Source organism: Streptomyces sp. NBC_00057, from assembly GCF_045041165.1.
Taxonomy (GTDB): Bacteria; Actinomycetota; Actinomycetes; order Streptomycetales; family Streptomycetaceae; genus Streptomyces.
The window spans coordinates 6,666,302-6,691,354 of the sequence record NZ_CP108256.1; the positions used below are offsets into that span (position 1 = coordinate 6,666,302).

Annotated in this window: 20 protein-coding genes; 11 read left to right on the top strand and 9 right to left on the bottom strand. The window is 70.9% G+C overall.

Annotated features, from left to right (window positions below):
• Window positions 1-44 precede the first annotated feature (44 nt).
• Window positions 45-953, top strand: coding sequence for a hypothetical protein (locus OG953_RS31405; protein ID WP_405688581.1), 909 nt, complete (start codon window positions 45-47; stop codon window positions 951-953).
• A 104-nt stretch (window positions 954-1,057) separates the two neighbouring features.
• On the opposite strand, the gene OG953_RS31410 is transcribed toward OG953_RS31405, so the two are convergent.
• The 5 genes from OG953_RS31410 to OG953_RS31430 form a co-directional block, all read right to left on the bottom strand.
• On the bottom strand, window positions 1,058-2,569 hold the full coding sequence (locus OG953_RS31410; protein ID WP_405688583.1) for a phytoene desaturase family protein: 1,512 nt from the start codon (window positions 2,567-2,569) through the stop codon (window positions 1,058-1,060).
• 30 nt (window positions 2,570-2,599) lie between these two features.
• A complete protein-coding gene (locus tag OG953_RS31415) occupies window positions 2,600-3,217 on the bottom strand; it encodes a DUF4126 domain-containing protein (protein WP_405688584.1) in 618 nt (205 codons plus the stop codon).
• 433 nt (window positions 3,218-3,650) lie between these two features.
• On the bottom strand, window positions 3,651-4,262 hold the full coding sequence (locus tag OG953_RS31420) for a TetR/AcrR family transcriptional regulator (RefSeq protein ID WP_405688586.1): 612 nt from the start codon (window positions 4,260-4,262) through the stop codon (window positions 3,651-3,653).
• Window positions 4,263-4,291: 29 nt separating this feature from the next.
• Window positions 4,292-6,379, bottom strand: coding sequence for a YhgE/Pip family protein (locus OG953_RS31425; protein WP_405688588.1), 2,088 nt, complete (start codon window positions 6,377-6,379; stop codon window positions 4,292-4,294).
• A complete protein-coding gene (locus OG953_RS31430) occupies window positions 6,351-7,139 on the bottom strand; it encodes an ATP-binding cassette domain-containing protein (RefSeq protein WP_405688589.1) in 789 nt (262 codons plus the stop codon). The genes OG953_RS31425 and OG953_RS31430 overlap by 29 nt, the downstream gene beginning before the upstream one ends.
• A 168-nt stretch (window positions 7,140-7,307) precedes the next feature.
• On the opposite strand from OG953_RS31430, the gene OG953_RS31435 reads away from it, so the two are divergent.
• The 3 genes from OG953_RS31435 (at window position 7,308) to OG953_RS31445 (ending at window position 9,381) form a co-directional block, all read left to right on the top strand.
• Window positions 7,308-7,835, top strand: a complete 528-nt coding sequence (locus OG953_RS31435) for an SAV_6107 family HEPN domain-containing protein (protein WP_114244081.1) — start codon at window positions 7,308-7,310, stop codon at window positions 7,833-7,835.
• Window positions 7,836-7,937: 102 nt separating this feature from the next.
• Window positions 7,938-8,696, top strand: a complete 759-nt coding sequence (locus OG953_RS31440) for a class I SAM-dependent methyltransferase (protein ID WP_405688591.1) — start codon at window positions 7,938-7,940, stop codon at window positions 8,694-8,696.
• Window positions 8,697-8,991: 295 nt separating this feature from the next.
• Complete coding sequence (locus tag OG953_RS31445; protein WP_405688593.1) at window positions 8,992-9,381, top strand: DUF3040 domain-containing protein; 390 nt, start codon at window positions 8,992-8,994, stop codon at window positions 9,379-9,381.
• Between the two features lie 380 nt (window positions 9,382-9,761).
• Here the strand turns inward: OG953_RS31445 and OG953_RS31450 are convergent, their stop codons facing one another.
• From OG953_RS31450 to OG953_RS31465, 4 genes are all read right to left on the bottom strand, one after another.
• Window positions 9,762-12,182, bottom strand: a complete 2,421-nt coding sequence (locus tag OG953_RS31450) for a DUF3488 and DUF4129 domain-containing transglutaminase family protein (protein WP_405688595.1) — start codon at window positions 12,180-12,182, stop codon at window positions 9,762-9,764.
• Entirely contained in the window at window positions 12,179-13,564 is a 1,386-nt protein-coding gene (locus OG953_RS31455) for a DUF58 domain-containing protein (RefSeq protein WP_405688597.1), read from the bottom strand. Before OG953_RS31455 ends, OG953_RS31450 begins: the two co-directional genes overlap by 4 nt.
• Window positions 13,564-14,613, bottom strand: a complete 1,050-nt coding sequence (locus OG953_RS31460; RefSeq protein ID WP_405688598.1) for an AAA family ATPase — start codon at window positions 14,611-14,613, stop codon at window positions 13,564-13,566. Before OG953_RS31460 ends, OG953_RS31455 begins: the two co-directional genes overlap by 1 nt.
• 244 nt (window positions 14,614-14,857) lie before the next feature.
• Window positions 14,858-15,421 carry a beta-class carbonic anhydrase gene (locus OG953_RS31465; RefSeq protein WP_405688599.1) on the bottom strand — a complete coding sequence of 188 codons (564 nt, stop codon included), beginning with the start codon at window positions 15,419-15,421 and terminating at the stop codon, window positions 14,858-14,860.
• 379 nt (window positions 15,422-15,800) lie between these two features.
• Here OG953_RS31465 and rsmH point away from each other — a divergent pair, with 379 nt between their 5' ends.
• From rsmH to murD, 7 genes are read left to right on the top strand one after another with little or no spacing between them, the layout of a single operon-like run.
• On the top strand, window positions 15,801-16,766 hold the full coding sequence (gene rsmH, locus OG953_RS31470; protein WP_405688601.1) for a 16S rRNA (cytosine(1402)-N(4))-methyltransferase RsmH: 966 nt from the start codon (window positions 15,801-15,803) through the stop codon (window positions 16,764-16,766).
• A gap of 49 nt (window positions 16,767-16,815) precedes the next feature.
• Complete coding sequence (locus OG953_RS31475) at window positions 16,816-17,382, top strand: septum formation initiator family protein (RefSeq protein WP_405692166.1); 567 nt, start codon at window positions 16,816-16,818, stop codon at window positions 17,380-17,382.
• Window positions 17,383-17,386: 4 nt separating this feature from the next.
• Window positions 17,387-19,369: a penicillin-binding transpeptidase domain-containing protein gene (locus OG953_RS31480; RefSeq protein WP_405688602.1), complete on the top strand. Its 1,983-nt coding sequence runs from the start codon at window positions 17,387-17,389 to the stop codon at window positions 19,367-19,369.
• Window positions 19,370-19,387: 18 nt separating this feature from the next.
• A complete protein-coding gene (locus OG953_RS31485; protein WP_405688603.1) occupies window positions 19,388-21,115 on the top strand; it encodes a UDP-N-acetylmuramoyl-L-alanyl-D-glutamate--2,6-diaminopimelate ligase in 1,728 nt (575 codons plus the stop codon).
• Between the two features lie 4 nt (window positions 21,116-21,119).
• On the top strand, window positions 21,120-22,526 hold the full coding sequence (gene murF, locus OG953_RS31490) for a UDP-N-acetylmuramoyl-tripeptide--D-alanyl-D-alanine ligase (RefSeq protein ID WP_382298728.1): 1,407 nt from the start codon (window positions 21,120-21,122) through the stop codon (window positions 22,524-22,526).
• Window positions 22,523-23,593 carry a phospho-N-acetylmuramoyl-pentapeptide-transferase gene (mraY, locus tag OG953_RS31495; protein WP_405688604.1) on the top strand — a complete coding sequence of 357 codons (1,071 nt, stop codon included), beginning with the start codon at window positions 22,523-22,525 and terminating at the stop codon, window positions 23,591-23,593. Before murF ends, mraY begins: the two co-directional genes overlap by 4 nt.
• Window positions 23,590-25,017 carry a UDP-N-acetylmuramoyl-L-alanine--D-glutamate ligase gene (gene murD / locus OG953_RS31500; RefSeq protein WP_405688606.1) on the top strand — a complete coding sequence of 476 codons (1,428 nt, stop codon included), beginning with the start codon at window positions 23,590-23,592 and terminating at the stop codon, window positions 25,015-25,017. The genes mraY and murD overlap by 4 nt, the downstream gene beginning before the upstream one ends.
• Window positions 25,018-25,053: the final 36 nt, after the last annotated feature.

A 25,053-nucleotide genomic window follows, 5' to 3' on the forward strand; every position in this document is an offset into this window, starting at 1 on the left:
GTACCCGCCACGACCCGGGGCGGTGGCCGTAGGAGGGGGCGGGCATGGGCTGGACAGTCCTCTACATCGCGTTCGGAATCGTCGCGCTGTGGCTGCTCGGCGAGGTGCTCCTGCAGTACAAGGCGCGCCTTCGCTGGCGCCTGCTCGCCTTCGCAGGCTTCGGCTGTGTGGTCGTCGGCGTACTGATGCCGTCCGTGTTCGTCATCGCCGTCGGTGCGATCGCGTTCGCAACCGGTCAGACGTACGTCACGCTGTCCTTCAGGCGTGGCTTCTCGACCGGCTGGGCGATAGGGGGCAGCCCCGGCGAGAGCCGTCGCCGCCGGGGCGGGGGCGACCGGGGCAGCCGCGAGCCCACGCTCGAGGTGTCGGACCTGGAGATGGAGTACGACGAGCAGGTCCCGCAGCGGGCGGACGCCGCGGCACCGGGGGCCGCGGTCTACGAGCCGGAGCCGCTGCCGGACGACACCGGGCAGTACGGCGTCTACAGCGATCACCCGCAGTCGCAGCAGGGACAGAACCAGGGCCGGCAGCCCGAGCAGCAGCCTCAGTACGCGGCGTACGACCCCTACGCCGACCACTCCACGTACGCGGCGCCGGGCCAGGACCCGTACGCCGGACAGGACTCGTTCGCCGGGCAGTACGACTACGGCACGGATCAGCAGCAGTACGCCGCGTACTCCGACCCGTACATCGGGACCGGCACCACCGGCGGCTCCACGCAGTACGCCTCGTACGACAGCTACGGCAACGGCAGCGGCTACGACAGCTACGACGGCCAGCAGCAGTACGCCGCCGATCCGTACGCCCCCGAGACCCCGCCCGGCGGTGTCTGGGTGCCGCAGCAGCGCGAGGGCGAGCAGTACCCGTCCGCACCTCCGGAGCAGCCCGCACAGCCTGCCCCGTACCCGAACGGCTACGACACCGGCTACGACGAGCAGCAGCACCGCTACTGATCGCGGACCGGCAGGAGCAGGGTGCCGCGGGAGTGACCGAGGGCAGGGGCGGCGATCGGACCCGCTCGGCACCCCGGTGGCGCCGCCGACCGGCGGCCTCTCCCTCATTGGGAGCCCCGGAACCCGTCCCCCTCCACGATCAGCCCGGCGACCAGCGCCCCCGACATCCCCGCGTGGGCGAGCCCGCCACCCGGATGCGACCAGCCGCCCGCGATGTAGAGCCCCGGCAGCCGGGTGCGATTGCCCGGGTGCAGATACGCGCACCCCGCCCCGGCCAGCGCGGGCGCGGGCACCGAGCCGCCCTCGGCGCCGGTGTCGGCCGCCGTCTCGGCCGGGGTCCGCACCTCGGCGTGGAGCAGCCGTTCCCGTATGCCGGGCACGGCCACGCCGGCCGCTTCGATCAGTGCGTCGGCGCACCGCTCGCGCAGCGCCGCGTCCGTCCAGTCCACCGCGCCGTGCGGGGCGACCGTCGCCATCAGCGTCACTGCCTCGTGCGCGTCGTCGGGGCGGGTCGACGGGTCGTCCGGGCGCAGCACCGTCACCGTGGGACGGTCGGCGAGCCTTCCGCCGAACACCGCCCCGCGCTCCGCCCCGCCGTCCGCCGGGTGCACCAGGGTCCGGTGCACGGCATCCGCGGGCCGGGCGCCGCGCAGCGACAGCAGGACCAGGAACCGGCCCGGCACCACCCCCTGCTTCGGCTGCACCGCGACATCGCCGTCCCGCCACAGCTCCTGACCGGGCACCAGGCCCGGATTCGGACGGGCCCCCAGCACCACATGACCGGCCTCGGCAACCGTCCCGTCCAGGAGCTCGACGCCCGCTGCCCGGCCGTCCTTCTCGACGACCCGGGCCACCTCGCCGCCGAAGACGAACTCCACCTTCCGGGCCAGACACCGCTCGTACACCGCCTGGGCCAGGGCCCGGATCCCGCCGGAGACGTACCAGCTGCCGAAGGTCTCCTCCATGTACGGCAGCAGGGCGGCCGCCGCCGGGGCGCGCAGCGGGTCGAGCCCGTACGACAGGGCGTACCCGTCGAGCAGGGCGGCCAGCCGGGGGTCCGAGAGCTCCCACGCGCCGACCTCCGTCACCGTGCCCGCCTGGCGTGCCGAGCGCAGCAGCCGGCGCTGCCGGAGCGCGGGATACGGATCACGGCCGAGCACCTGCCAGTCGGAGCGCAACGGCTCCTCCAGCAGCGGACGCCGGGACCGGTCCCAGGCATCGCGCGCCCGGTCGAGGAACTCGCCCCAGGCCGCGCCCGCGCCGCCCCCGAGCGCGGTGTCCAGGGCGGCGACCACCCCGGCACGTGAGGCATTCGGCAGCGAGACCGCCGTGCCGTCCGCGAAGATGTGGTGGCTCGCCGGATCGACCTGGGTCATGGTGACGCACCGCTCCAGCGGCTCCTTGCCCGTTTTCACGAACAAGTCGCGGTAGACCGCGGGCAGATGCAGCAGCGTGGGACCGGTGTCGAAGGCGAAGCCCTCATGGGCATACCGGCCGACCGAGCCGCCGAAGGTCGCCGACCGCTCGTACACCGTCACCCGGTGGCCTGCCACGGCGAGCCGGGCGGCCGCCGTCATCGCGCCCATCCCGGCGCCGATCACCGCAATTCGTGCCATGTCAGTGACCTTAACGGCCGCCTCCGACACTCAGTCCAGTGGCCAGTGCGAACCGGTCCCGGCCAGGCGATTCTCCTCGTGGCGCTGAGCCCTGCGGCGCAGGAACCGGCGGATCCGGGAGGCCAGGAAGACCAGTATGACCATGCCGAGCAGCAGCAGTGCCGCGGCGATGATCGCGGCCGCCAGCGGATGGAATATCGCGAACGTGACGATTCCTGCGACGCCCAGGTCCTCGGCCGTGCTCACCGCGATATTGCTGAACGGCTCGGGGGAGGTGTTGACCGCCATCCTGGTGCCCGCCTTCACCAGATGGCTCATCAGCGCGGTGGAACCGCCGACGGCCCCGGCCGCGAGCTCCGGCAGCGAACCGCTCTCGCCGGCCAGCAGCGCCGCCACGACGGCACCGGCGACCGGCCTGATGACGGTGTGCGCCGAGTCCCAGACCGAGTCCACGTACGGGATCTTGTCCGCCACCACCTCACACAGGAAGAGCACACCGGCCACGACGAGGACATCGGTGCGCTGCAGCGATGCGGGCACCTCGTCTGTGATCCCGGTCGCGCCGAAGACACCGAGCAGCAGGACCACCGCATAGGCGTTGATCCCGCTCGCCCAGCCGCTTGTGAACACCAGAGGGAGTACGGACACGGACGCGATCGTAACCAGACGGCGATCGGCCCGGAGTGGGGTTCGGTGCGCAGCCCTGAGTATCCGTACCTAGGCAACGAGATGAGTAGGTGCGCGGATGGGCTCCCACCTGCGCGGACGGGAAACTGGAGCCCACGGAGAGGGGCGCGGCACCGGCACCGCCGACACGGGGCGGCGGAACGGGCGCGGCACTCCTTCCGGAGCGGGGGAGCACGACGGAGAGCCCGGGGACCACGGGGGGAAACGGGGGTCACGGGGGAAGGTTCTCCGGCTGCACAGCAGACGCCGGTCCGGCGCAGGCTCGGGGGGATCGAGCCTCGCCGGACCGGCGTCTTTGTGCGTCGGTGCGGGCGGCCGCGGCGGGGGTGGCCCGGCAGCGGGGACAGCCCGACAGTGGGGGCCGGCCCCGCCTCAGGGCCGGCCCCCTCGGGGGTCAGCGCCCGCTGACGCGCCCGTGCAGCAGCAGCGACAGCGCAGAGTGCACATCGTCGATCGACCGCTCCGGCTGGAACGCCTGCCAGTCCAGGGCCGCCACCAGCACCATGCCGACCAGGGCGGCAGCCGTCAGCTGGATGTCGATCTCCTCGCTGAGCTCACCGTTCTTCACGCCCTCGCGCAGCACCTCCTCGACCACGGCGACGGCCTCCTGACGCACCACCAGGAGGGTCGACTGCCAGGCCCGGTTGGTGCGCCACAGCTCCGCGACGTACAGCTGGGTGAAGGCCGGATAGCGGTCGATGAAGACCAGACCGGCCCTGATCATCGCGTCCAGGGCCTCGACCCGGGTGCCGCCGCGCCCCTCGGTCTCCTCCGCCGCCGAGCGCAGCGATGCCGTGAGCAGCCCGACGCCGTGGCGCAGCAGCTCCTCGAAGAGCTCGGTCTTGCTCTTGAAGTTGTAGTAGACCGTGCCCTTGGCGACCCCGGCGCGCTCGGCGATCTCGTCCACCGTGGTCGCCGAGAAGCCCTTCTCGGCGATGAGAGTCACGGCCGCCTCGTAGAGCTTCTGCCGGGTGGCCTGGCGGCGCGTGGTGCTACTGCTTTCCATGCCCCTGATTCTCACAGGTCCGGTTGCGCTCACAGGCTCAGCTCCGGGTGAAGCCGGTCCAGGGTCCATACCTGCTTGCGGCGTGCGGCGACCGCGGTCAGGGCGAGCGCCCCCACCGTGAAGGCCAGCAGCACCGCGCAGCCCTGCCAGACCGGACCGAGCCCGCCGCCCGTGATCAGCCGGCGCAGCCCCTCGACGACGTAGCTCATCGGCAGGTAGGGGTGGATCGCGTTGAAGAATCCGGGGCTGGTCTCGACGGGATAGGTGCCCCCGGCCGAGGTCAGCTGGAGCATCAGCACCGCCAGCACAAGAATCCGTCCCGCAGCCCCGAACCGGGCGTTGAGCCACTGCACGATCGCTGCGAAGCAGCAGGTCACCAGCGCAAGGAAGCCGATTGTCCCGGCGGCACGGGTCATCTGCAGACCGAGCCCCCAGTGCAGTACGGACATCAGGGCGGCCACCTGCACCAGACCGATCGCGGCCACCGGCAGCCAGCCCGCGAAGGCGATCCGCCACGCGGAGGCCCCGGCGGCGAGTGCGCGCCGGTTGAGCGGCTGGATCAGCATGTACGCCACCATCGCACCGACCCAGAGGGAGAGCGGGATGAAGTAAGGGGCGAAGCCGGTGCCGTAGTTGGGGGCCGCGTGCAGCGACTTGGAGGCGAGCTGTACCGGGTCGGCCATGACTTCCGTACGCGCGTCGCGGTCCTTCTTGTCGTAGTCGGGGATCTCGCCGGCGCCGTCGTTGAGTCCCTGGGCGAGGGTGGCCGAACCGTCGCTGAGCCGGATCAGCCCGCCGTCCAGATCGGTCGCGCCCTTCTTGAGGTTGCTCACACCGGTGTCCAGGTCGGTGGAGCCGGTCTTGGCCGTGTCCAGGCCGGTGTGCAGTTCGTCCGCTCCCTTGGCGACCTCGTGGGCGCCGGTGTTGAGCGAGTTGACCTTCTTCACCGCGGCCTTCAGGTCCTCGTCCAGGTGCGGCGCGCTCTCGGCCAGGTCATTGGCCTGCTGCTGCAGCGTGGTCAACTGGGCGCGCAGCTTCTTCAGGTCGCCGTTCTGGTTCGTGACCAGCACATTCACATCGTCGGCGACCTTCGCGACATCGGCCGCCGCGGTCTTCGCGCGCTTCAGCGGCGGGCAGGCGGTGGGGTCGGCGAGCGGCTGCTCCGTGCATGTGGTGCGGTAGACCTCGGCCAGGTCGTCGGAGGCCGTGTGGGCGGCGGTGGCCGCGGTGGGCGCCGACTTCACCAGCGTGTCGAGGTTGTCCCGTACGGTCTGCGAGGAATCGGCGACCAGCCGGGCGGTGTCGCCGATCGACTTGCCGTTGTCCTTCAGGAACGGGCGGACGTCGGCCGCCACCCCGCTGACCTTGTCAGCGAGCAGCTGGGTGCCCTCGGCGACCTGCCGGGAGCCGGTTTCGAGGTCGCCCGCGCCCTCGTTCAGCTTGGTGATCCCACCGGCCAGACTGCTGCTGCCGGCCTTGGCATCCTTCAGCCCGTCAGCCAGATCCTGCGATCCCTTCTTCGCCTCGCCTATGCCGCCCTTGAGGTCGTCAGCACCCTTGGCGGCCTCCGCCGTCGCGTCATGGATGTCGGAGAAGCCGATGAAGATCTGGTCGAGGTAGCTGCGCGAGGCACTGGTCGACGCGGCGGTGCGCACCTCGGAGAACACCGTCCGGGAGATCTGCCCGACGATGTAGTTGTTGGCGTCGTTGGTCCGCACCTGGAGCGCGCCGGTCTCGGGGGAGTCACCCGAACTGGACGCGATCCGCTTGCTGAAGTCCGACGGCATGGTGAGCGAGAGGTAGTACGTACCGTCCTCGACGCCCTTGTGCGCCTCGGCGGAACTCACCTCGTGCCACTCGAAGGTCTTGGAGTCGAGGAGCTCGCCGGTGATCTCGTCGCCGACCGCGATGTGCTTTCCGTCGGCGGTGGTGCCCTTGTCGTCGTTGACCAACGCGACCGGGATCTTGTCGAGGCGGCTGTACGGGTCCCAGAAGGAGCACAGGTACAGGGCGCCGTAGAGCAGCGGCAGCAGCAGGAGCGCGATCAGTGCGGCGACCGGCAGCTTTCCCCTGCCGAAACGCTTCAGCTCAAGCGCGGCCAGTCTCGGCGAACGCATCGGCCGATCCCTCCTCGGTCGTGGTTTCCTCGGCTGCGGTGTCCTGCGCGTCCGCCGGTGCGGCCGTGGTGTCGGTACGTACGGTGATGGCGTCCTCGGGTGCCTGGCTGCACACGGCGAGCACCGTCGTCCCGCTGCCGGCGATGGACCCCAACAGCTCCCAGGCCTGGGCCCGTTCGGCGTCGGAGAGCTTGAGATCGGTGTCGTCCACCGCGAGCAGCCGGGGCCGGCCGATCAGGGCGAGGGCGATGGACAGCCGCAGCGCCTCCAGCCGTTCCAGATCCCGTACAGGGGTCTGCTCGGCCTTGGGCAGGGCGGCGGGGTCGAGTCCGGCGGCGTCCAGCGCCGCGTCGATCCGTTCCTGCGCGGCGGCGATGCGCTCGGCGCGCGGACGCAGCAGAGCGCGCAGCGAACCGTCGAAGCGGCGCTGCAGCAGGGCCCGCTCCCGCAGGTGCTCGGCGACGGTGAAGGCCGGGTCGAGCTCGCTGACCCCGGGCACCGGGCCCAGTGCGCTGATGCGGCGTACGGCGGCCATCTGGCGCGGCAGGCGCAGTCCGCCGATCTCCGCCTGGCCCTCGGTGGGGCGCATCCGGCCGGTGAGGGCGAGCAGCAGGCAGGTGCGGCCGGAGCCGGACGGGCCCTCGATCGCCACGAGTGAGCCGGGCCCGGCCTTGATGCCCACACCCCGGAAGGCCCAGCCGCGTGGTCCCTTGAGCCCGAAATCCTCGGCGGTGACAGCGGCCCCGTGCGGGCTGTCCACAGACTCTCCCTCTCATTTTGAACTGACTGGTCAGTCTAAAAAGTATCCCGAACTCGCGATCGAAGCAAAAGGGCAGGTCAGGGGGTAGGCGGACCCGATTGTCAGTGGCGCCCCTCACGATGGATACATACGGCCACGGAGCCGTTACACGAGACAGGAGGTTTCGTCATGGCCCACTCGTCCGCAGCAGCCGCACCCCGGCGCCGCGCAGACGGCCCTGCCCCCTCACTGACCGGTCCGGCAAACGATGTCCATCCCGTTGTGCGCCGCACCACGGCGCCGCCCGCCGCCCTCGATCTGCTCGCCCAGGCCCGCGCCGGCCTCGACGAGGCCGCCGTTCTCGATGTGCCGAACGAGCGGTATGCCACCGCCCACCTTGCCGCGCTGCGCACCGCTGCCGCCGTGCTCGCCGTGCGGGGCCGCCCCGAGACATCCCGAAGGCGTCGGGAGCGGATCCGCAGCGCCTGGGAGGTTCTCCCGGAAATAGCCCCCGAGCTGACCGAATGGAGCGCACTGTTCGCCTCCGGCGCCCGTCGCAGAGCCCGCGCGGAAGCCGGTATACCGGGCGCGGCCAGCCGGCGGGACGCCGACGATCTGCTGCGTGACGCGGCGATGTTCCTGCGCCTGGTCGAGCGGCTGCTGGCGCTTCAGCCGGTGCTCCCACAGGCCCGCAGGGAGCGGCCCGACGCAGGATGACGGCGACGGGGGCGCGAGGCAATAGGGTGGACAGCACCTGTACCACCTGCACTGTTCACGCTCCGCCGTCAGCGGCGGCACCGTGCCGAGGAGTCATCTGCCGTGTCGGACCAGCTGCGCCCCCGCGCCTCCCTCCGTACCGCCGTGGTCTGGGAGGTCCTTAAGGACGCCCTTGACCGCCAGGTCAAGGCGACTGGCAGGGACGCCCTGGATGTCCTGGACACCGGCGGCGGCACCGGCAACTTCGCGGTGCCGGTCGCCCGTCTCGGCCACCGGGTCACCGTCGTCGACCCCAGCCCCAACGCGCTCTTCGCCCTGGAGCGCCGAGCCGCCGAGGCCGGGGTCGCCGACAGGGTCCGCGGGGTCCAGGGCGACATCCACGGCCTGTTCGAGGTGGTGGAGCGCGGTGGTTACGACGCGGTGCTGTGCCACGGAGTCCTGGAGTACGTGGACGACCCCGCCGAGGGTGTGCGCAACGCGGTCGAGGCGCTCCGTCCGTCCGGTGCGCTCAGCCTGCTTGCCGCCGGGCTCGGTGGCGCGGTCCTGGCCCGGGCGCTCGCCGGTCACTTCACCGAGGCGCGGCAGGCGCTCGGCGACCCGGCGGGCCGCTGGGGCGAAGGGGACCCGGTGCCCCGGCGCTACACCGCGGAACAGCTCACCGAGCTGGTCTCCGCGGCGGACGTCGAGGTCGGCGCGGTCCACGGTGTACGGGTCTTCGCCGACCTCGTACCGGGCGTCCTGGTGGACACCGAGCCCGGTGCCATGGAGGCCCTGCTCAAGCTGGAGGCGGCCGCGGCCGAACAGCCCGCCTTCCACTCGGTCGCGACGCAGCTGCACGTTCTGGGCACGAAGCGCGCCTGAGGGCGCGGCCGCCGACCGGTGGTAGCTCAGCTGTAGCGCGGCTGATCAGGGACGCAGCCGCAGATGGAGTACGCCCCAGGGCCCCCGATCGGGGGCTTCGCCACGTATGATCGGGGGACACCATCCGGCATGACGGATCGGAGGTTGGGGAATCAACGCCTCAGCGGCTGAGCTGTCATGGCGGCCCGGACTGGCTGATTGGCAAATTGGGCGGGTTTCACGGGGGCGATTCCCTGCCTATCCTGGAAGGGCCGCATACCGGCCGCCCCCCGCGGCCGACGACGAGGAGGACTCCGTGCCGCTCTCGGAGCACGAGCAGCGAATGCTCGAGCAAATGGAGCGAGCGCTGTACGCCGAAGATCCCAAGTTCGCGACAGCGCTCGAGGGAAGCGGGCTGCGTATGTACACCCGGCGACGGGTCTACCAGGCGGTCGCAGGCTTCCTGGTGGGTATCGCGCTCCTCATGGCCGGAATGGTCGCCCAGCAGATCTGGATCAGCGTGGTGGGGTTCCTCGTCATGCTCGGCTGCGCGGTCCTTGCGGTCACAGGTTGGCGCAAAGCGCCCAAGCCGGGCGAGCGACAGGCAGCCGTCGGCGGTGAGCGCCGTCAGCCCAGGCAACGCCGGACCGTGATGAATCGGATCGAGCAGCGGTGGCAGCGTCGCCGTGACGAGCAGGGCCAGTAGGGCCTCGGACAATCTTGGGTGAGGGGCGGCCGCATTTCTGCGGCCGCCCCTCACGTGTGCCCGGGGTCGGCCTTCGGCCCGCCGCTGCCCTCAAATGCCGGGCAGGCCCGAAAATCGAGCCTGCCCGGCGCTTGAGGGCGCACCTTCATACGGGGCAGTGCGAGGAAGCTCCAAACCTGTCCGGCCATTCAGGGCAAGGGACTGTCAGGAGCGGGCCACAGGAAGCTTCAAGCCCGTCCGCTGCTGGGGGCGAAAGGCTGCCGGGTGGGCCCGGGGCGCCTACTGGCCCGTCCGGCGATTGAGGACAGAGGCGGGGCCGCAGGCCAGGCCCACCGTCACCCCTGCCGGCGTGACAGAGGCGGGTCGCAGGCCGGCCCCCGTCACCCCTGCTGGCGGGAAGGCCGTCGCAGCCAACCAGCCCACCGGCCCCGGCCCCACCGCTCCGCCCACCTACCGGTGAACGCCGCCCAGCGATCCGAGGCCGCCCAGATCACCCGAACGGCCGAGCGTGGTGCCGCGACTGCGCGGATCCGGGCGAACCGCCCGGCCGACGCCCGCAGTCCGGCCCGCACCGTCTCCACGTCCTCGGCGAGCCCGGTACCCGACCGGGGCTCCGGGGCGTAGAGCACCTGCTCCACCGCCCCCGCCACCCGGTGCACCGCGGCGGCCTCGTCGGGGCCGAGCTGACCCAGCCGCACCACCCGGGCCGCCGCCTTGCGCGGGGTCTGGGAGTCATCCGGCTCGATGCCGTGGTCCCACGCCGTGTCGATGATCTCCCGCCAGGCTGCCAGCGTTCTGGCCGTCGCATCAGCCGGCGTACGCCCGGCGGAGAAACTCAGCCGGCGCCTGCGCGCCCGAACCCGCCAGAGCATGGGCAGCAACGGCAGCGCCAGGATCACCAGGGCGGCCAGGACCAGACCGAGGACGGTGCCTGTCGGCGTCCCGGAATCCGTCGGAGCCGCTACCCCCGGCGCAGCCGAGCTGCCGCACTCGCCTTGCTTGCGCATCTGGGCCGGGCAGCTGTCCGAGACGGACGGCGCGACCGTCGGAGCGGCCGAGGCGCCCTTCTCCGGCCGGGCCGGGTCGGACGTGCCGCCGGCGGGGGCGTCCGACTGGGTGTACGACGGGGCGGTGCCCCGCGTCGGGGTCGGTTCGAAACGGGTCCACCCGATGCCCTCGAAATACAGCTCGGGCCAGGCATGAGCATCGCGCAGCCCCACCGACACCGAACCGTTCGGTTGCGCAGTGCCGGGAGTGAAGCCCACCGCGACCCGGGCCGGAATACCCAGCGTCCGCGCCATCGCGGCCATCGTGAACGAGAAGTGGACGCAGAAGCCCCGCTTGTCCTTCAGGAACCGGCCGATCGCCGCGCTCCCGGTGCCCGAGTTCACCGAGGTGTCGTAGGTGAAGCCGCCGTCCGAGGCGAAGAAGTTCTGCAGCTTCACCGCCCGCTCGTAGTTGTTGGCGGCGCCCTGCGTCACCCTGTCCGCGGTCTGCCTGACCACCTTCGGCAGGGAGTCGGGAACACTGGTGTACTCGCGCTGCAGAGCGGCCGGCGCGGTGCCTGCCGCGGCGAGCTGATCGGCGGTCGGATGGACCACCAGACTGGAGACCTGGTACTGCGCACCGCGGGTCGTCTCCCCGCGGTCACCGACGAGTGTCCGTCCCATCGGCTCGTACCGCCAGCGCCCGCCGATCCTGACCTCGGTCGCGGGGTAGGGGAGCGGTAGATAGGTCTGCTGGTAGGAACGGGACGCGGAGATGTTCGACCTGATCTCCGTGGCCAAGACGTCCGCGCCGAGGCCCTCCGGGGTCGGGAGCCGCTTCGGCACATCCTCCAGACGGCGCGTGGAGGGCCGCCACTCTCTTCCGTTGAACTGATCCAGGGACAGGATCCGCAGATAGAAGCCCTGCGGGTCACCGGAATTGGTGCGGTAGGACATCACCTCCCGGTTCTCCGGCTGGTTCAGATTGTTCTGCAGCGAGACCAGGGGATTGACCGCGGAGATGGTGCCTCCGCTCCCCTTGCCGTTCGTGCCGCCCGTACCGGCCAGCAGACCGCTGTCGAGCGCGGGCAGCGCCGCCGGTACGACCAGTGAGATCCCCAGCGCAAGCGCACCGATGCGGCGTCCGGTGCGGACCGGTGCCGTCGGGCGGCCGCCGGAGAACGCCGCACCGACCGCCGGACCGCCAGGGGGGCTGGTCGCGCCGCTGAAGACCCGCCCCCACTGGGAGAGGCGGTCCCGGCCCTCGGCCATCAGAAGCAGCAGATAGCCACCGGCCGCGAGCAGGAACCAGAGCCAGTCCGCTCCGCCCTCGGAAAGTCCCGCAGCCACCGAGTACAGCGCGAGGAGAGGCAGACCGGCCGGGGCCGCGCTGCGGAACGTCACAGCGAGGGCGTCCACGGCCAGGCCGACCAGCAGCACACCGCCGATCAGTATCAGCCGGATGCCGTCCGTCACGGGCGCCGGAGCGGCGTACCTCCCGACATCCTCGGCGCCCGACGTCAGCAGATCCGCGAGCCGCTGGACGGCCTCCGGACCCGGCAGGACACCGGCCAACGCCTGAGTCCTGGCGAACACCACCGTCAGCAGAACCAGCGTGACCAGTGTCTGCGCCGCGACGATCAGCATCCGGGGCATGGGCACCCGGCGGGCGAGCGCGCCCATCCCGCTCTGGACCGCCAGCAGAAACGCGGCCTGCAGGATCCATCCGGCGGGCTCGACCAGCGGCAGCATCGAGCCCGCTGCCATCAGCGTCGCCGCGAAAGCGCACAGCGTCAGCCGACCACGACCGCTCATGACCATCCCCCGGAGAAACCTGTCGTGCCACCTGTGGTGCCGCCGACGGCAGCGGACTGAGTCGCCAGGCCCTGGTGTCCCGCTTGCTGCCAATACCGGGCGAGACCGGTCCCCGGCGCCACCGCCACCGCCGTCCAGCCCGATTCGCGCAGCAGCCGCAGTCGCCGTTCGAACGCCGTGTCCGTCCCCGCGGGCGCGGCGGCGCCCTGAACCCAGGCCGTGCTGTCCAGTACGAACGCGACGGCGCCGCCACTGCGCTGCCGCATCCGGGCCGCCACCGCCGCCTGCTCCTCGTCCAGATCACCGAAGAACGCGATCAGCAGCCCTTCGTTGCCGCCGCGCAGCACGTCGTACGCACGTGACAGACCGCCCCCGTCGGAGTGATCGACCACCGCCAGGGTGTCCATCATCAGCCCCGCGGAGTCGGCGGACTCCTGCGTCGATCCGGCGAAGCCTCCTTCGCCCTCGCCCGGAACCGCGTTCCCGTCGTCGGTCAGCAGCCGGACCGCGAAGCCGCGCTCCAGCATGTGCACCAGCGTGGACGCCGCACCGGACACCGCCCACTCGAAGGCGGAGTCGGGCCCCGTCCCCTGATAGGCGATCCGCCGGGTGTCCAGCAGCACCGTGCACCTGGCTCGCTGCGGCTGCTCCTCGCGGCGCACCATCAGCTCGCCGTAGCGCGCGGTGGAGCGCCAGTGGACCCGGCGCAGATCGTCGCCGTGCCGGTAGCCGCGCGGAATCACGTCGTCGTCACCGGCCAGCGCCAGCGAACGTTGTCGTCCCTCGCCGTACCCGGGGGCCTCGCCCGCCAGCCGTACCGGCGGCAGCGGCTCGGTCCGAGGAATGACGACGAGGGTGTCGTAGGCGCTGAACGAACGAGTCAGCTCGCACATCCCGAACGGATCGCTCAGCCGCAGCTGCAGCGGACCCAGAGGATAGCGCCCGCGCAGATCCGACCGCACCCGGTAGGAGACCTCGCGACGGCCGCCCGCCTCCACCCGGTCCAGCACGAACCGGGGCCGCGGCCCGAGCACATAGGGCACCCGGTCCTGCAGCATCAGCAGCCCGGTCGGCAGCCGCGACTCCATCCGCAGATGGACCCGCGCCTCCGTGCCCGCGGGCACCCGGGACGGCGAGAGCCGCCGGGTGCCCGCGACCCGGTAACGGGTGCGGACGAGCACCACGACACAGACAAGTGGCAGCGAGGCGAGCAGCAGCCCGACCCGCAGCAGATCCGCCTGTCCCAGCACATACGCGCAGATCGCCGCGGCGATACCGGCTGCGAGGAAGGACCGCCCGCGTGTGGTCAGCCCGCTCAGAGCGGCCCGCAGACCGCCCTTGTCGTCGCCGTCGTCCATCGCGGCCGGCCCCCCGGAGGTCATCACACCCGCCGTACGCCGGGCTGCGGCCGGCTGTACACCGGACGGCCCGGCCGGTGCTGGGGCTGTACCTGGGCGGCGCCGCCGCCGGCGGTGGGTACCGGTGTCTGCTGCAGGATCTCCAGCACGACCTGCTCGGCGGTACGACGGTTCAGCTGGGCCTGTGCCGTCGGCAGCAGCCGGTGCGCGAGCACCGCGACCGCCAGCGCCTGCACATCGTCCGGCAGGCAGTAGTCCCGGCCGCTCAGCGCCGCGGAGGCCTTCGCCGCGCGCAGCAGATGCAGGGTGGCTCGCGGCGAGGCGCCGAGCCGGAGATCGGGATGGCTGCGGGTGGCCCCGACGAGCTCCACCGCATACCGCCGCACGGCGTCGGCCACATGGACCGTCCGTACCGCGTCGATCAGCTTCACCATGTCGTGCGCGTGCGCCACCGGCTGCAGATCGTCGAGCGGCGAGGTCCCGCCGTGCACATCGAGCATCTGCAGCTCGGCGTCCGCACTCGGATAGCCGATCGACACCCGGGCCATGAACCGGTCGCGCTGGGCTTCGGGCAGCGGATAGGTGCCCTCCATCTCCACCGGGTTCTGGGTGGCCACCACCATGAACGGGTCGGGCAGCTCGTACGTGTGCCCGTCGATGGTGACCTGGCGCTCCTCCATCGACTCCAGCAACGCCGACTGGGTCTTCGGCGAGGCCCGGTTGATCTCGTCGCCGATCACGATCTGGGCGAAGATCGCGCCCGGTTTGAACTCGAAGTCGCGCCGCTGCTGGTCGAAGATGGACACACCGGTGATGTCCGAAGGCAGCAGGTCCGGTGTGAACTGAATACGCCGCACCGAGCAGTCGATGGACCGTGCCAGCGCCTTGGCCAGCATTGTCTTGCCGACCCCGGGGACATCCTCGATGAGGAGATGCCCCTCCGCCAGCAGCACGGTCAGCGAAAGCCGTACGACCTCAGGCTTGCCCTCGATCACGCTCTCCACCGACCTGCGCACCCGCTCCGCAGTCGTGGTCAGATCTGTGAGGCTCGCTCGATCGTCATAGGTCGTCACCCGGCCCTCCTCGGCCCTGCCCCACGCTCGCCAGGAGCAGGGGATACCCCATTCACGGGCCGACGCGCATGCAGCGGCCCGGCCCACCCCGAAACACGGACACCCCTCCGGAAACGTCCGGTGAGATGCCACATGCGCATTCTTGTTGCCGTTACCGCTTCGTGTCACTCGCCTGTGGACAAGTGGGGGCGATATGTCGGGGTCGGTGAGGTTATCGGTTCCCGACGTACGCCCGTCCGGGCGGTCAGGAGACGGGAAGGATCTCGCGCAGCAAGCCGCTGGTCACATCGAAGACGAAGCCGCGGACGTCGTCGGTGTGCAGCAGGAACGGCGAGGTGCGCACGCGCTGCATCGACTGCCGTACGTCCTGGTCGGCGTCCTTGTATGCCTCGACAGCCCAGACCGGACGCTGACCGACCTCCACTTCCAGCTCTTGGCGGAATTCCTCGGTGATCGATTCCAGGCCGCAATTCGTGTGATGAATGAGTATGACGCTGCGGGTGCCGAGAGCCCGCTGGCTGATGGTCAGCGAACGGATCACGTCATCGGTGACCACGCCGCCCGCGTTGCGGATGGTGTGGCAGTCGCCGAGCGACAGACCGAGTGCGTCGTGCAGGTCGAGCCGGGCGTCCATGCAGGCGACCACAGCGACGCGCAGCACCGGCTTGGCGTCCATGCCCGGGTCGTTGAATTCGGCGGCGTACCGGACGTTCGCCTCGACGAGGCGGTCGGTGACTGTGCCCCCGGTGCGGGCCTGGTCGGCAGCGGGCACGGAGGGCTCGACGGAGGAGTGCGCGGAAGTCGGCATGGATATGACGTTAGCTCTCGCCCTTGGTCCCGTCGTGCTGTGAGAAGGGACAAAGAACGTCAACGAGGCTTGTGTGAGGTAACCCACAAGCCTCACAGCTGTTCATTCGACCGGGTGAACGGCGGGCAGGGCGACGCGCTGCCCGGTTGATTGATCGGGAATCGATCGAATGGCAGGGTGGACTAAAGTGACGGGAAGTTACCGACACCCTGCACATTCCGTAGATTTCCCCCGTGTGTGCGGCGTGCGTACGGTCCGGCCCTCTCCCGCTCGCCGGTCGGCCGACGCCCCTTCCCCGGCGCCGGCCGACCTCCCCTTCCGGGTGGGCGGGGACCAGGCCGTACGTGCAGCCACACGGGACCTGAGCCTGAGAGGGCGCATGAGCCAGACCCGACACGTCCCGGTGATGCTCCAGCGGTGCCTGGACCTGTTGGCCCCGGCCCTGGAGGCGCCCGGCCCGCCGCAGCCCGTGGTGGTCGACTGCACCCTCGGCCTCGGCGGACACAGCGAGGCGCTGCTCTCCGCCTTCCCCTCCGCGCGGCTGATCGCGCTGGACCGTGACAAGGAGGCGCTGCGGCTCTCCGGCGAGCGGCTCGCCCCGTACGGAGACCGGGCCACCCTGGTGCACGCGGTCTACGACGAACTGCCCGAGGTGCTCGCCAGACTCGGCATCCCCAAGGTCCAGGGCGTCCTGTTCGACCTCGGTGTCTCCTCCATGCAACTGGACGAGGCCGACCGCGGATTCGCGTACGCCCAGGACGCCCCGCTCGACATGCGCATGGACCAGACGACCGGCATCGGCGCGGCCGAGGTGCTCAACACGTATCCGCCGGGCGAACTGGTACGGATCCTGCGGGCGTACGGCGAGGAGAAGCAGGCCAAGCGGATCGTCTCCGCGATCGTACGCGAGCGCGAGAAGGAGCCGTTCAGCAACAGCGCCCGGCTCGTCGAGCTGATCCGTGACGCGTTGCCGCAGGCCGCCAAGCGCACCGGCGGCAACCCTGCCAAGCGCACCTTCCAGGCGCTGCGCATCGAGGTCAACGGCGAGCTCACCGTCCTGGAGAGGGCCATTCCGGCCGCCGTGCAGAGCCTCGCGGTCGGCGGCCGTATCGCCGTCCTCTCGTACCACTCGCTGGAGGACCGGCTGGTCAAGCAGGTCTTCGCGGCGGGCGCCGCCACCACCGCGCCACCCGGACTGCCGGTCGTGCCCGAGCGCTATCAGCCCCGGCTGAAGCTGCTGACCCGTGGCGCGGAGCTGCCCACGGAGGAGGAGGTCGCCGAGAACCGGCGCGCCGCCCCCGCCAGGCTGCGCGGCGCCCAGCGGATCCGCGAGGAGGAACGATGAGCGTCCGGTGTCCGGGAACCCGGACACCGGCGACACCCGGGGCGGCGTGGTGAGCAGACCGGCCGGGCAGTTGAAAGGGCGGGCAGCGCGGCTCGCCCGGCTGATGCCGTCCGGGCCCAGCACCGCGGCCCGTACCCCCTTCGTCCTGCTGGTCGTGCTGCTCCTCGGCGGCGGGCTCATCACGCTTCTGGTTCTCAACTCGGCCCTCAACGAAGGATCGTTCAGGCTGAGTGAGCTGAAGAAACGGACCACCGAGCTCACGGACGAGCAGCAGGCCCTCCAGCGCGACGTCGACCGATACTCCGAGCCGGACGCCCTGGAGAGGCGCGCCCGCAAGCTGGGCATGGTGCCCGGCGGCAGCCCCGCCTTTCTCGATCCGGACGGTAAGGTCCGCGGCGTAGCCGCCGAGGCCAGCGCCGAGCCGACCCCCGCAACACCGCCGCAGAAGCCCAGAACCCCCCAGGCGCCCCCCGCGACCGCGCCGTCCGCCGGCTCGCCCTCTCCCCCGATGTCGGCCACCCCTTCGGGCGCCGCCGTGAAGCCCAGCACCTCCGCGGCCTCGCCCGCCGGGCCGCATGCCCTGGCAAACCAGCCTTCGACGAGCCCCGGCAGGTGACGCAGTGCCTTCCAAGGAACCACCGCGCCGCCGGGTCCCCGGCCCCGCGCGCCCCCGCAGCGCCGCAGGCGGCCAGGGACGCCCCCGGCCCGCCGCCCGCCGCCCGTCGTCCCCGGCACCGCGTGTCCGCGCGCCCCGCAACCGGCCCGCGCGCTCCCTCCGCCTCGGCAGCCCGCGTCCCCGGCTACGCCTGGTCAGTCTCGCCCTGACGCTCGTCATGCTGACGTTCGTCGTCCGGCTCCTCCAGGTCCAGGTCGTCGACGCCAACGCGTACGCGGCCAAGGCCAAGGAGAACCGCTACCTCAGCTACACGATCTCCGCAGAGCGCGGCGAGATCACCGACCGCAGCGGTATCGCGCTGGCCACCAGCGTCGACGCGTACGACATCACCGCCGACCCGTCGATGTTCACGCCGGAGATCAGCAAGACCCCCGACGCGCCCCAGCAGGCGGCGGCGCTCCTCGCCCCGATCCTCGGCGCCGACGCCTCCGAACTGACCGAGAAGCTGTCCAAGAAGGGCCGCTACACCGTCCTGGCCCGCCGCCAGACCCCGCAGGTCTGGAATCAGATCAAGGACCTCAAGTCCGTCTTCGCCGAGAAGGCCGCGAAGGACAAGGCGGCCGGCGGCGCCGGAGCCAATGTGCTGGCCGGGGTCTTCCAGGAGTCGACGACCAAGCGGGTCTACCCGAACGGAGGGCTCGCCGCCGGGATACTGGGCTATGTCAACACCGACGGCAAGGGTGCAGGCGGCCTCGAATCGCAGCTGGACAAGGAGCTCGCGGGCGAGGACGGCAAGATCAAGTACGCCCAGTCCGGCGGCCGGCGGGTACCCACCGCGGGCACCAAGGAGGTCCCGGCCGTCGCCGGGTCCGACATCGAGCTGACCATCGACCGCGACATCCAGTGGGCCGCCCAGCAGGCCATCACCGACCAGGTGAAGAAGTCCAAGGCGGACCGCGGCTATGTGATCGTGCAGAACACCAGGACCGGCGAGGTCCTCGCCATGGCCAACGCACCCGGCTTCGACCCCAACGACCTCTCGCAGGCCGACGCGGCGTCACTGGGAAACGCGGCGCTCCAGGACGTGTACGAGCCCGGCTCCACCAGCAAGGTCATGTCCATGGCCGCCGTGCTGGAGGAGGGGGTCGCCACCCCCGGCACCCATGTCACCGTCCCCAACCGGCTGCACCGCGGCGACCGGCTCTTCAAGGACGACATCGACCACCCCACCTGGTACCTGACACTCAACGGCGTACTCGCCAAGTCGAGCAACATCGGCACGATCCTGGCCACCGGAGAACTCGGCAGGACCCAGGCCGAGGCCAACAAGGTCCTCTACTCCTACCTGCGAAAATTCGGGATCGGCTCGCCGACCGGTCTCGACTACCCGGGCGAGACCCCCGGCATCCTCGCCAAGCCCGAGGATTGGTCGACCTCGCAGCAGTACACGATCCCGTTCGGTCAGGGCCTCTCGCTCAACGCCATGCAGGCCGCCTCCATCTACTCGACGATCGCCAACGGCGGGGTGCGCGTCGCGCCCACGCTGGTACGTGGCACCAAGGGCCCCGACGGCCACTTCAAGGCCGCCGCCGCTCCCGAACGGACCCGGGTGGTCAGCGAGAAGACCGCCAAGTCGCTCGCCGCCATGCTGGAGTCGGTGGTCGGTGACGAGGAAGGCACCGGGACGAAGGCCAAGATCCCGGGCTACCGGGTGGCGGGCAAGACCGGTACGGCCAACCGAGTCGATCCGGTACGCGGCGGCTACCACGGCTACACGGCGTCCTTCGCGGGCTTCGCACCCGCCGACAACCCGCAGATCACCGTCTACTGCGCGATTCAGAACCCGACCAAGGGCAGCTACTTCGGCGGCCAGATCTGCGGACCGATCTACAAGCAGGTCATGGAGTTCGCGCTCAAGACCCTCCAGACCCCACCGTCCGGCAGCAAGCCAGCCCGGCTGCCGGTGTCCTTCAAACCCGGCGAGTGAACACGGGGAAACCAGCCAGTGACAACCATCACCCCCGATCCCGGGAACCGGAACGGGAACCACCAGAGCCCCGCCCCCTCACTTCGCGAGAGGCCGGGTGGGCCCGGTACGCTCACCGCCGTGCCCCACGCTGATCAGTTTCAAACCACCCAGAAGGACGCCCCTGTGAACTACCCGGGAGCGCCCCGCCCGGATCGGCTCAGGCCGACGCCCCTCGGCGAGCTGGCAGCCCGGCTGGGAGTCGAACCGCCGGGAACCGGCGAGGTCACCGGCATCACCCACGACTCGCGGGCGGTCCGCCCCGGTGATGTGTACGCGGCCCTGCCGGGCGCCCGCTTCCACGGCGCCGACTTCGCGGCCCAGGCTGCCGGCCTCGGCGCGGCGGCGATCCTCACCGACCCGGCCGGCGCCGAGCGCGCCGACGCCACCGGACTGCCGGTGCTGGTCACCGAGGACCCACGCGGCCGGATGGGCGAACTCGCTGCCGAGATCTACGGACGGCCCGGCGCCGACCTCCTCCAGATCGGCATCACCGGAACCTCCGGCAAGACCACCACCGCCTACCTCATCGAGGGCGGCTTCCGGGGCGCCGGGCGTGCCACCGGGCTGATCGGCACCGTGGAGACACGGATCGGCGACGAGCGCATCAAGTCCGAGCGCACCACCCCCGAAGCCACCGACCTGCAGGCGTTGTTCGCCGTCATGCGTGAACGCGGCGTCGACTCGGTGACCATGGAGGTTTCCAGCCACGCCCTGGTGCTCGGCCGGGTCGACGGCTGCGTCTTCGACGTCGCGGTCTTCAGTAACCTCAGCCCGGAGCACATGGAGTTCCACTCCGGAATGGAGGATTACTTCCAGGCCAAGGCGCAGCTCTTCACCCCGCTGCGCAGCCGGCAGGGCGTCGTCAACTTCGATGACGAGTACGGCCGCAGGCTGGTCACCGAGGCCTCCGTCCCGGTCGTCACCTTCTCCGCCGAGGGCCACCCGGACGCCGACTGGCGCGCCGAGGACGTCGAGGTCGGACCGCTGGGCTCCACCTTCGCCGTCGTCGGCCCCAAGGACGAGCGGATCGCCGCCAGGGCCCCGCTGCCCGGCCCGTTCAACGTCGCCAACACCCTCGCCGCGATCGTCACGCTCGCCGTCGCGGGTCTCGACCCGCAGACCGCAGCCGACGGTGTCGCCGCCGTTCCGGGCGTCCCCGGCCGCCTGGAACGCGTCGACGCCGGACAGCCGTACCTCGCGGTCGTCGACTACGCGCACAAGACCGACGCCGTCGAATCCGTGCTGCGCTCCCTGCGGAAGGTCACCGAGGGCAGGCTGCACATCGTCCTCGGCTGCGGCGGCGACCGCGACACCACCAAGCGCGGACCGATGGGCGCCGCCGCGGCCCGCCTCGCCGACACCGCAGTACTGACCTCCGACAACCCCCGTTCCGAGGACCCCCTCGCAATCCTCGCCGCAATGCTCGCGGGCGCCGCCGAGGTGCCCGTCCACGAGCGGGGCGACGTCCTGGTCGACGCCGACCGGGCCGCCGCCATCGCAGCCGTGGTCGCCCGCGCCGAGCCCGGTGACACGGTGCTGATCGCCGGCAAGGGCCACGAGCAGGGCCAGGACATCCATGGCGTGGTACGCCCCTTCGACGACCGCGTGGTCCTGCGCGCGGCCATCGAGCGGTCCCTGGGGCGGAGCAGCACCGACAGCGCCGCCCACCGCGCCCACACCCACGAGAACAACAGTCAGGGATGACCAAGTGATCGCCCTTTCCCTCGCCGAGATCGCCGAAATCGTCGGCGGGCAGTCGTACGACATACCGGATCCGGCAGCGACCGTCAGCGGGCCTGTCGTCATGGACTCCCGAGAGGTGAAGCAAGGCAGCCTGTTCGTCGCCTTCACCGGCGAGCGGGTCGACGGCCACGACTTCGCGCAGGGCGCCGTCGAGGCGGGCGCGGCAGCCGTGCTGGCCGCCCGCCCCGTCGGTGTTCCGGCGATCGTCGTCGACGACGTCGTGGCCGCGCTCGGCGCGCTCGCCCGCGCCGTCGTCGGCCGCCTCGGTACCACCGTCGTCGCCCTCACCGGCTCCGCCGGCAAGACCTCCACCAAGGACCTCATCGCCCAGCTCCTCGAACGCAAGGGGCCCACCGTCTACCCGGAGGGCAACCTCAACAACGAGATCGGCCTGCCGCTCACCGCACTGCGTGCCACCGAGGACACCCAGCACCTCGTCCTCGAAATGGGTGCACGCTACATCGGCGACATCTGTTACCTCACCGGCCTCGTCCCGCCCCGGATCGGCCTCGTCCTCAATGTCGGCACCGCCCACATCGGCGAGTTCGGCGGCCGCGAGCAGATCGCCAAGGCGAAGGGCGAGATGGTCGAGTCCCTGCCCGAGGACGGCCTCGCCGTACTCAATGCCGACGACCCGCTCGTGCGCGCCATGTCCTCCCGTACGAAAGCCCGGGTGCTGCTCTTCGGTGAAGCCGCGGATGCGGACGTACGGGGAGAGAAGGTCCGTCTCACCGACGACGGGCGCCCCACTTTCAAGCTCCACACACCCACCGGGTGCAGCGACGTGACCATGCGCCTGTACGGTGAGCACCACGTGTCGAACGCGCTCGCCGCGGCCGCCGTCGCCCATGAGTTGGGCCTGTCCGCAGACGAGATCGCCGAAGGGCTTTCCGAGGCGGGCACCCTCTCCCGCTGGCGCATGGAGGTCACCGAGCGTCCGGACGGCGTGACGTTCGTCAATGACGCCTACAACGCGAACCCCGAATCCATGAGAGCAGCGCTGCGCGCGCTGGCCGCCATGGGGAAGGGCCGGCGTACGTGGGCGGTGCTCGGCCCCATGGCCGAGCTCGGCGACGCCTCGCTCGCCGAGCACGACGCGGTCGGGCGGCTCGCCGTCCGGCTCAACGTCAGCAAGCTCGTCGCAGTCGGGGGCAGAGAAGCCTCCTGGCTGCAACTGGGCGCATACAACGAGGGTTCGTGGGGTGAGGAGTCGGTGCACGTGTCCGACGCACAGGCTGCCGTCGACCTGTTGCGCAGTGAACTGCGCCCGGGAGACGTCGTGCTGGTGAAGGCGTCCCGGTCGGTCGGCCTGGAGCAGGTCGCCATGGCACTGCTGGAGAACGCGTCCGAGGGCGAGGTCACCGGCCGATGAGGCAGATCCTCTTCGCGGGGGCCATCGGGCTCTTCCTGACCCTGGTCGGAACTCCGCTGCTGATCAAGCTGCTCGCCCGCAAGGGATACGGGCAGTTCATCCGGGACGACGGCCCGCGCACCCACGGCTCCAAGAAGGGCACGCCCACCATGGGCGGTATTGCCTTCATCCTGGCGACGATCATCGCGTACGTCCTGGCGAAGGTGATCACCGGCGAGGAGATGCGCTACTCCGGTGTGCTGGTGCTCTTCCTGATGACCGGCATGGGTCTCGTCGGCTTCCTCGACGACTACATCAAGATCGTCAAGCAGCGTTCGCTGGGTCTGCGGGCCAAGGCGAAGATGGCGGGCCAGCTGATCGTCGGCAGCGCCTTCGCCGTCCTCTCGCTCCAGTTCGCGGACAAGCAGGGCAACACCCCGGCCTCCGACCGGCTGTCGTTCGTCGCGGACTTCGGCTGGTCGATCGGCCCGGTGCTGTTCGTCGTCTGGGCGCTGTTCATGATCCTCGCCATGTCCAACGGCGTGAATCTGACGGACGGTCTCGACGGCCTGGCCACCGGTGCGTCGGTGATGGTCTTCGGCGCGTACACCTTCATCGGGCTGTGGCAGTTCCAGGAGTCCTGCGTCAACGCGGAGACCCTGACCAACCCCAACGCCTGTTTCCAGGTACGAGACCCACTCGACCTCGCGGTCGTCGCCTCCGCCCTGATGGGCTCCTGCTTCGGCTTCCTGTGGTGGAACACCTCGCCCGCCAAGATCTTCATGGGTGACACCGGATCGCTCGCCCTCGGCGGCGCGCTCGCCGGCCTGGCGATCTGCTCCCGCACGGAATTCCTGATGGCCATCCTCGGCGGCCTCTTCGTGATGATCACCATGTCCGTGGTCATCCAGGTCGGCTCCTTCAAGATGACCGGTAAGCGGGTCTTCCGGATGGCGCCGCTCCAGCACCACTTCGAACTCAAGGGGTGGTCCGAAGTCCTTGTCGTGGTCCGCTTCTGGATCATCCAGGGCATGTGCGTGATCGTCGGACTCGGTCTCTTCTACGCAGGGTGGGCAGCCGAGAAGTGAGCAACCAGGACTGGCAGGGCAAGCACGTCACCGTCGCGGGACTCGGAGTCTCCGGAATCCCGGCGGCCAAGGTGCTGCACAGCCTCGGGGCGGTTGTCACGGTGGTCAACGACGGGGACGACGAACGTTCCCGTACGCAGGCCGCGGAGCTGGAGGCGCAGGGCATCACCGTGCGCCTCGGCGACGGGGCGACCCTGCCCGAGTCCACCGAGCTCATCGTCACCACCCCCGGCTGGAAGCCCGACAAGCCGCTCTTCACCGCAGCCGCCGAGGCGGGCGTCCCGGTCTGGGGCGACGTCGAACTCGCCTGGCGGCTGCGCGGTCGCGATGGCAGAGAACCAGCACCCTGGCTCGCGGTCACCGGCACCAACGGCAAGACCACGACCGTCCGGATGCTCGCCTCGATCCTGGAGGCGGCCGGGCTGCGCACCGCCGCCGTCGGCAACATCGGCGTCTCCCTTCTCGACGCCGTCCTCGGTGACGAGAAGTACGACGTACTCGCCGTCGAACTGTCCAGCTACCAGCTGCACTGGGCGCCCTCGCTGCGCGCCCACTCCGCGGCAGTCCTCAACCTGGCCCCCGACCACCTCGACTGGCACGGCTCCATGGAGGCGTACGTCGCGGACAAGGGCCGGATCTACGAGGGCAACCGTATCGCCTGCGTCTACAACGCGGCCGAGAAGGCGACCGAGGACCTGGTCCGCGAGGCCGACGTCGAAGAGGGCTGCCGCGCCATCGGCTTCACTCTGGCCGCACCGGGCCCGTCCCAACTGGGCGTCGTCGACGGCATCCTCGTCGACCGCGCCTTCGTGGCCAACCGGCAGAAGCAGGCCCAGGAGCTCGCCGAGGTAACCGACGTCAACCCGTCGGCCCCGCACAACATCGCCAACGCCCTGGCGGCCGCGGCCCTGGCCCGCGCCTTCGGTGTCGAGCCCGCGGCCGTACGGGACGGACTGCGGGCCTTCCGCCCCGACCCGCACCGCATCGAGCATGTCGCGGACGTCGCCGGGGTCGCGTACATCGACGACTCCAAGGCCACCAACACCCATGCTGCCGAGGCCTCCCTCGCGGCCTACGACCCGATTGTCTGGATCGCCGGCGGCCTCGCCAAGGGAGCCACCTTCGACGAGCTGGTGACCGGGGCAGCCGTGCGGCTGCGGGGCGTCGTACTGATCGGCCGCGACCGGGCCCTGATCCGTGAAGCCCTCGCGCGACACGCCCCCGAGGTCCCGGTGGTCGACCTCGACCGGACCGACACTGGGGCGATGTCCGAGGCGGTCCGCGAGGCGGCACGGCTCGCCCGTCCGGGGGACACCGTGCTGATGGCCCCGGCCTGCGCCTCGATGGATATGTTCGTCAATTACAACAAGCGGGGCGAGGCGTTCGCGGACGCGGTCCGCGCACTCGCCGCCGAGAGCGACTGACGGGCCCGGCCCCCGCGCCGTACTGTCCCGGATGAT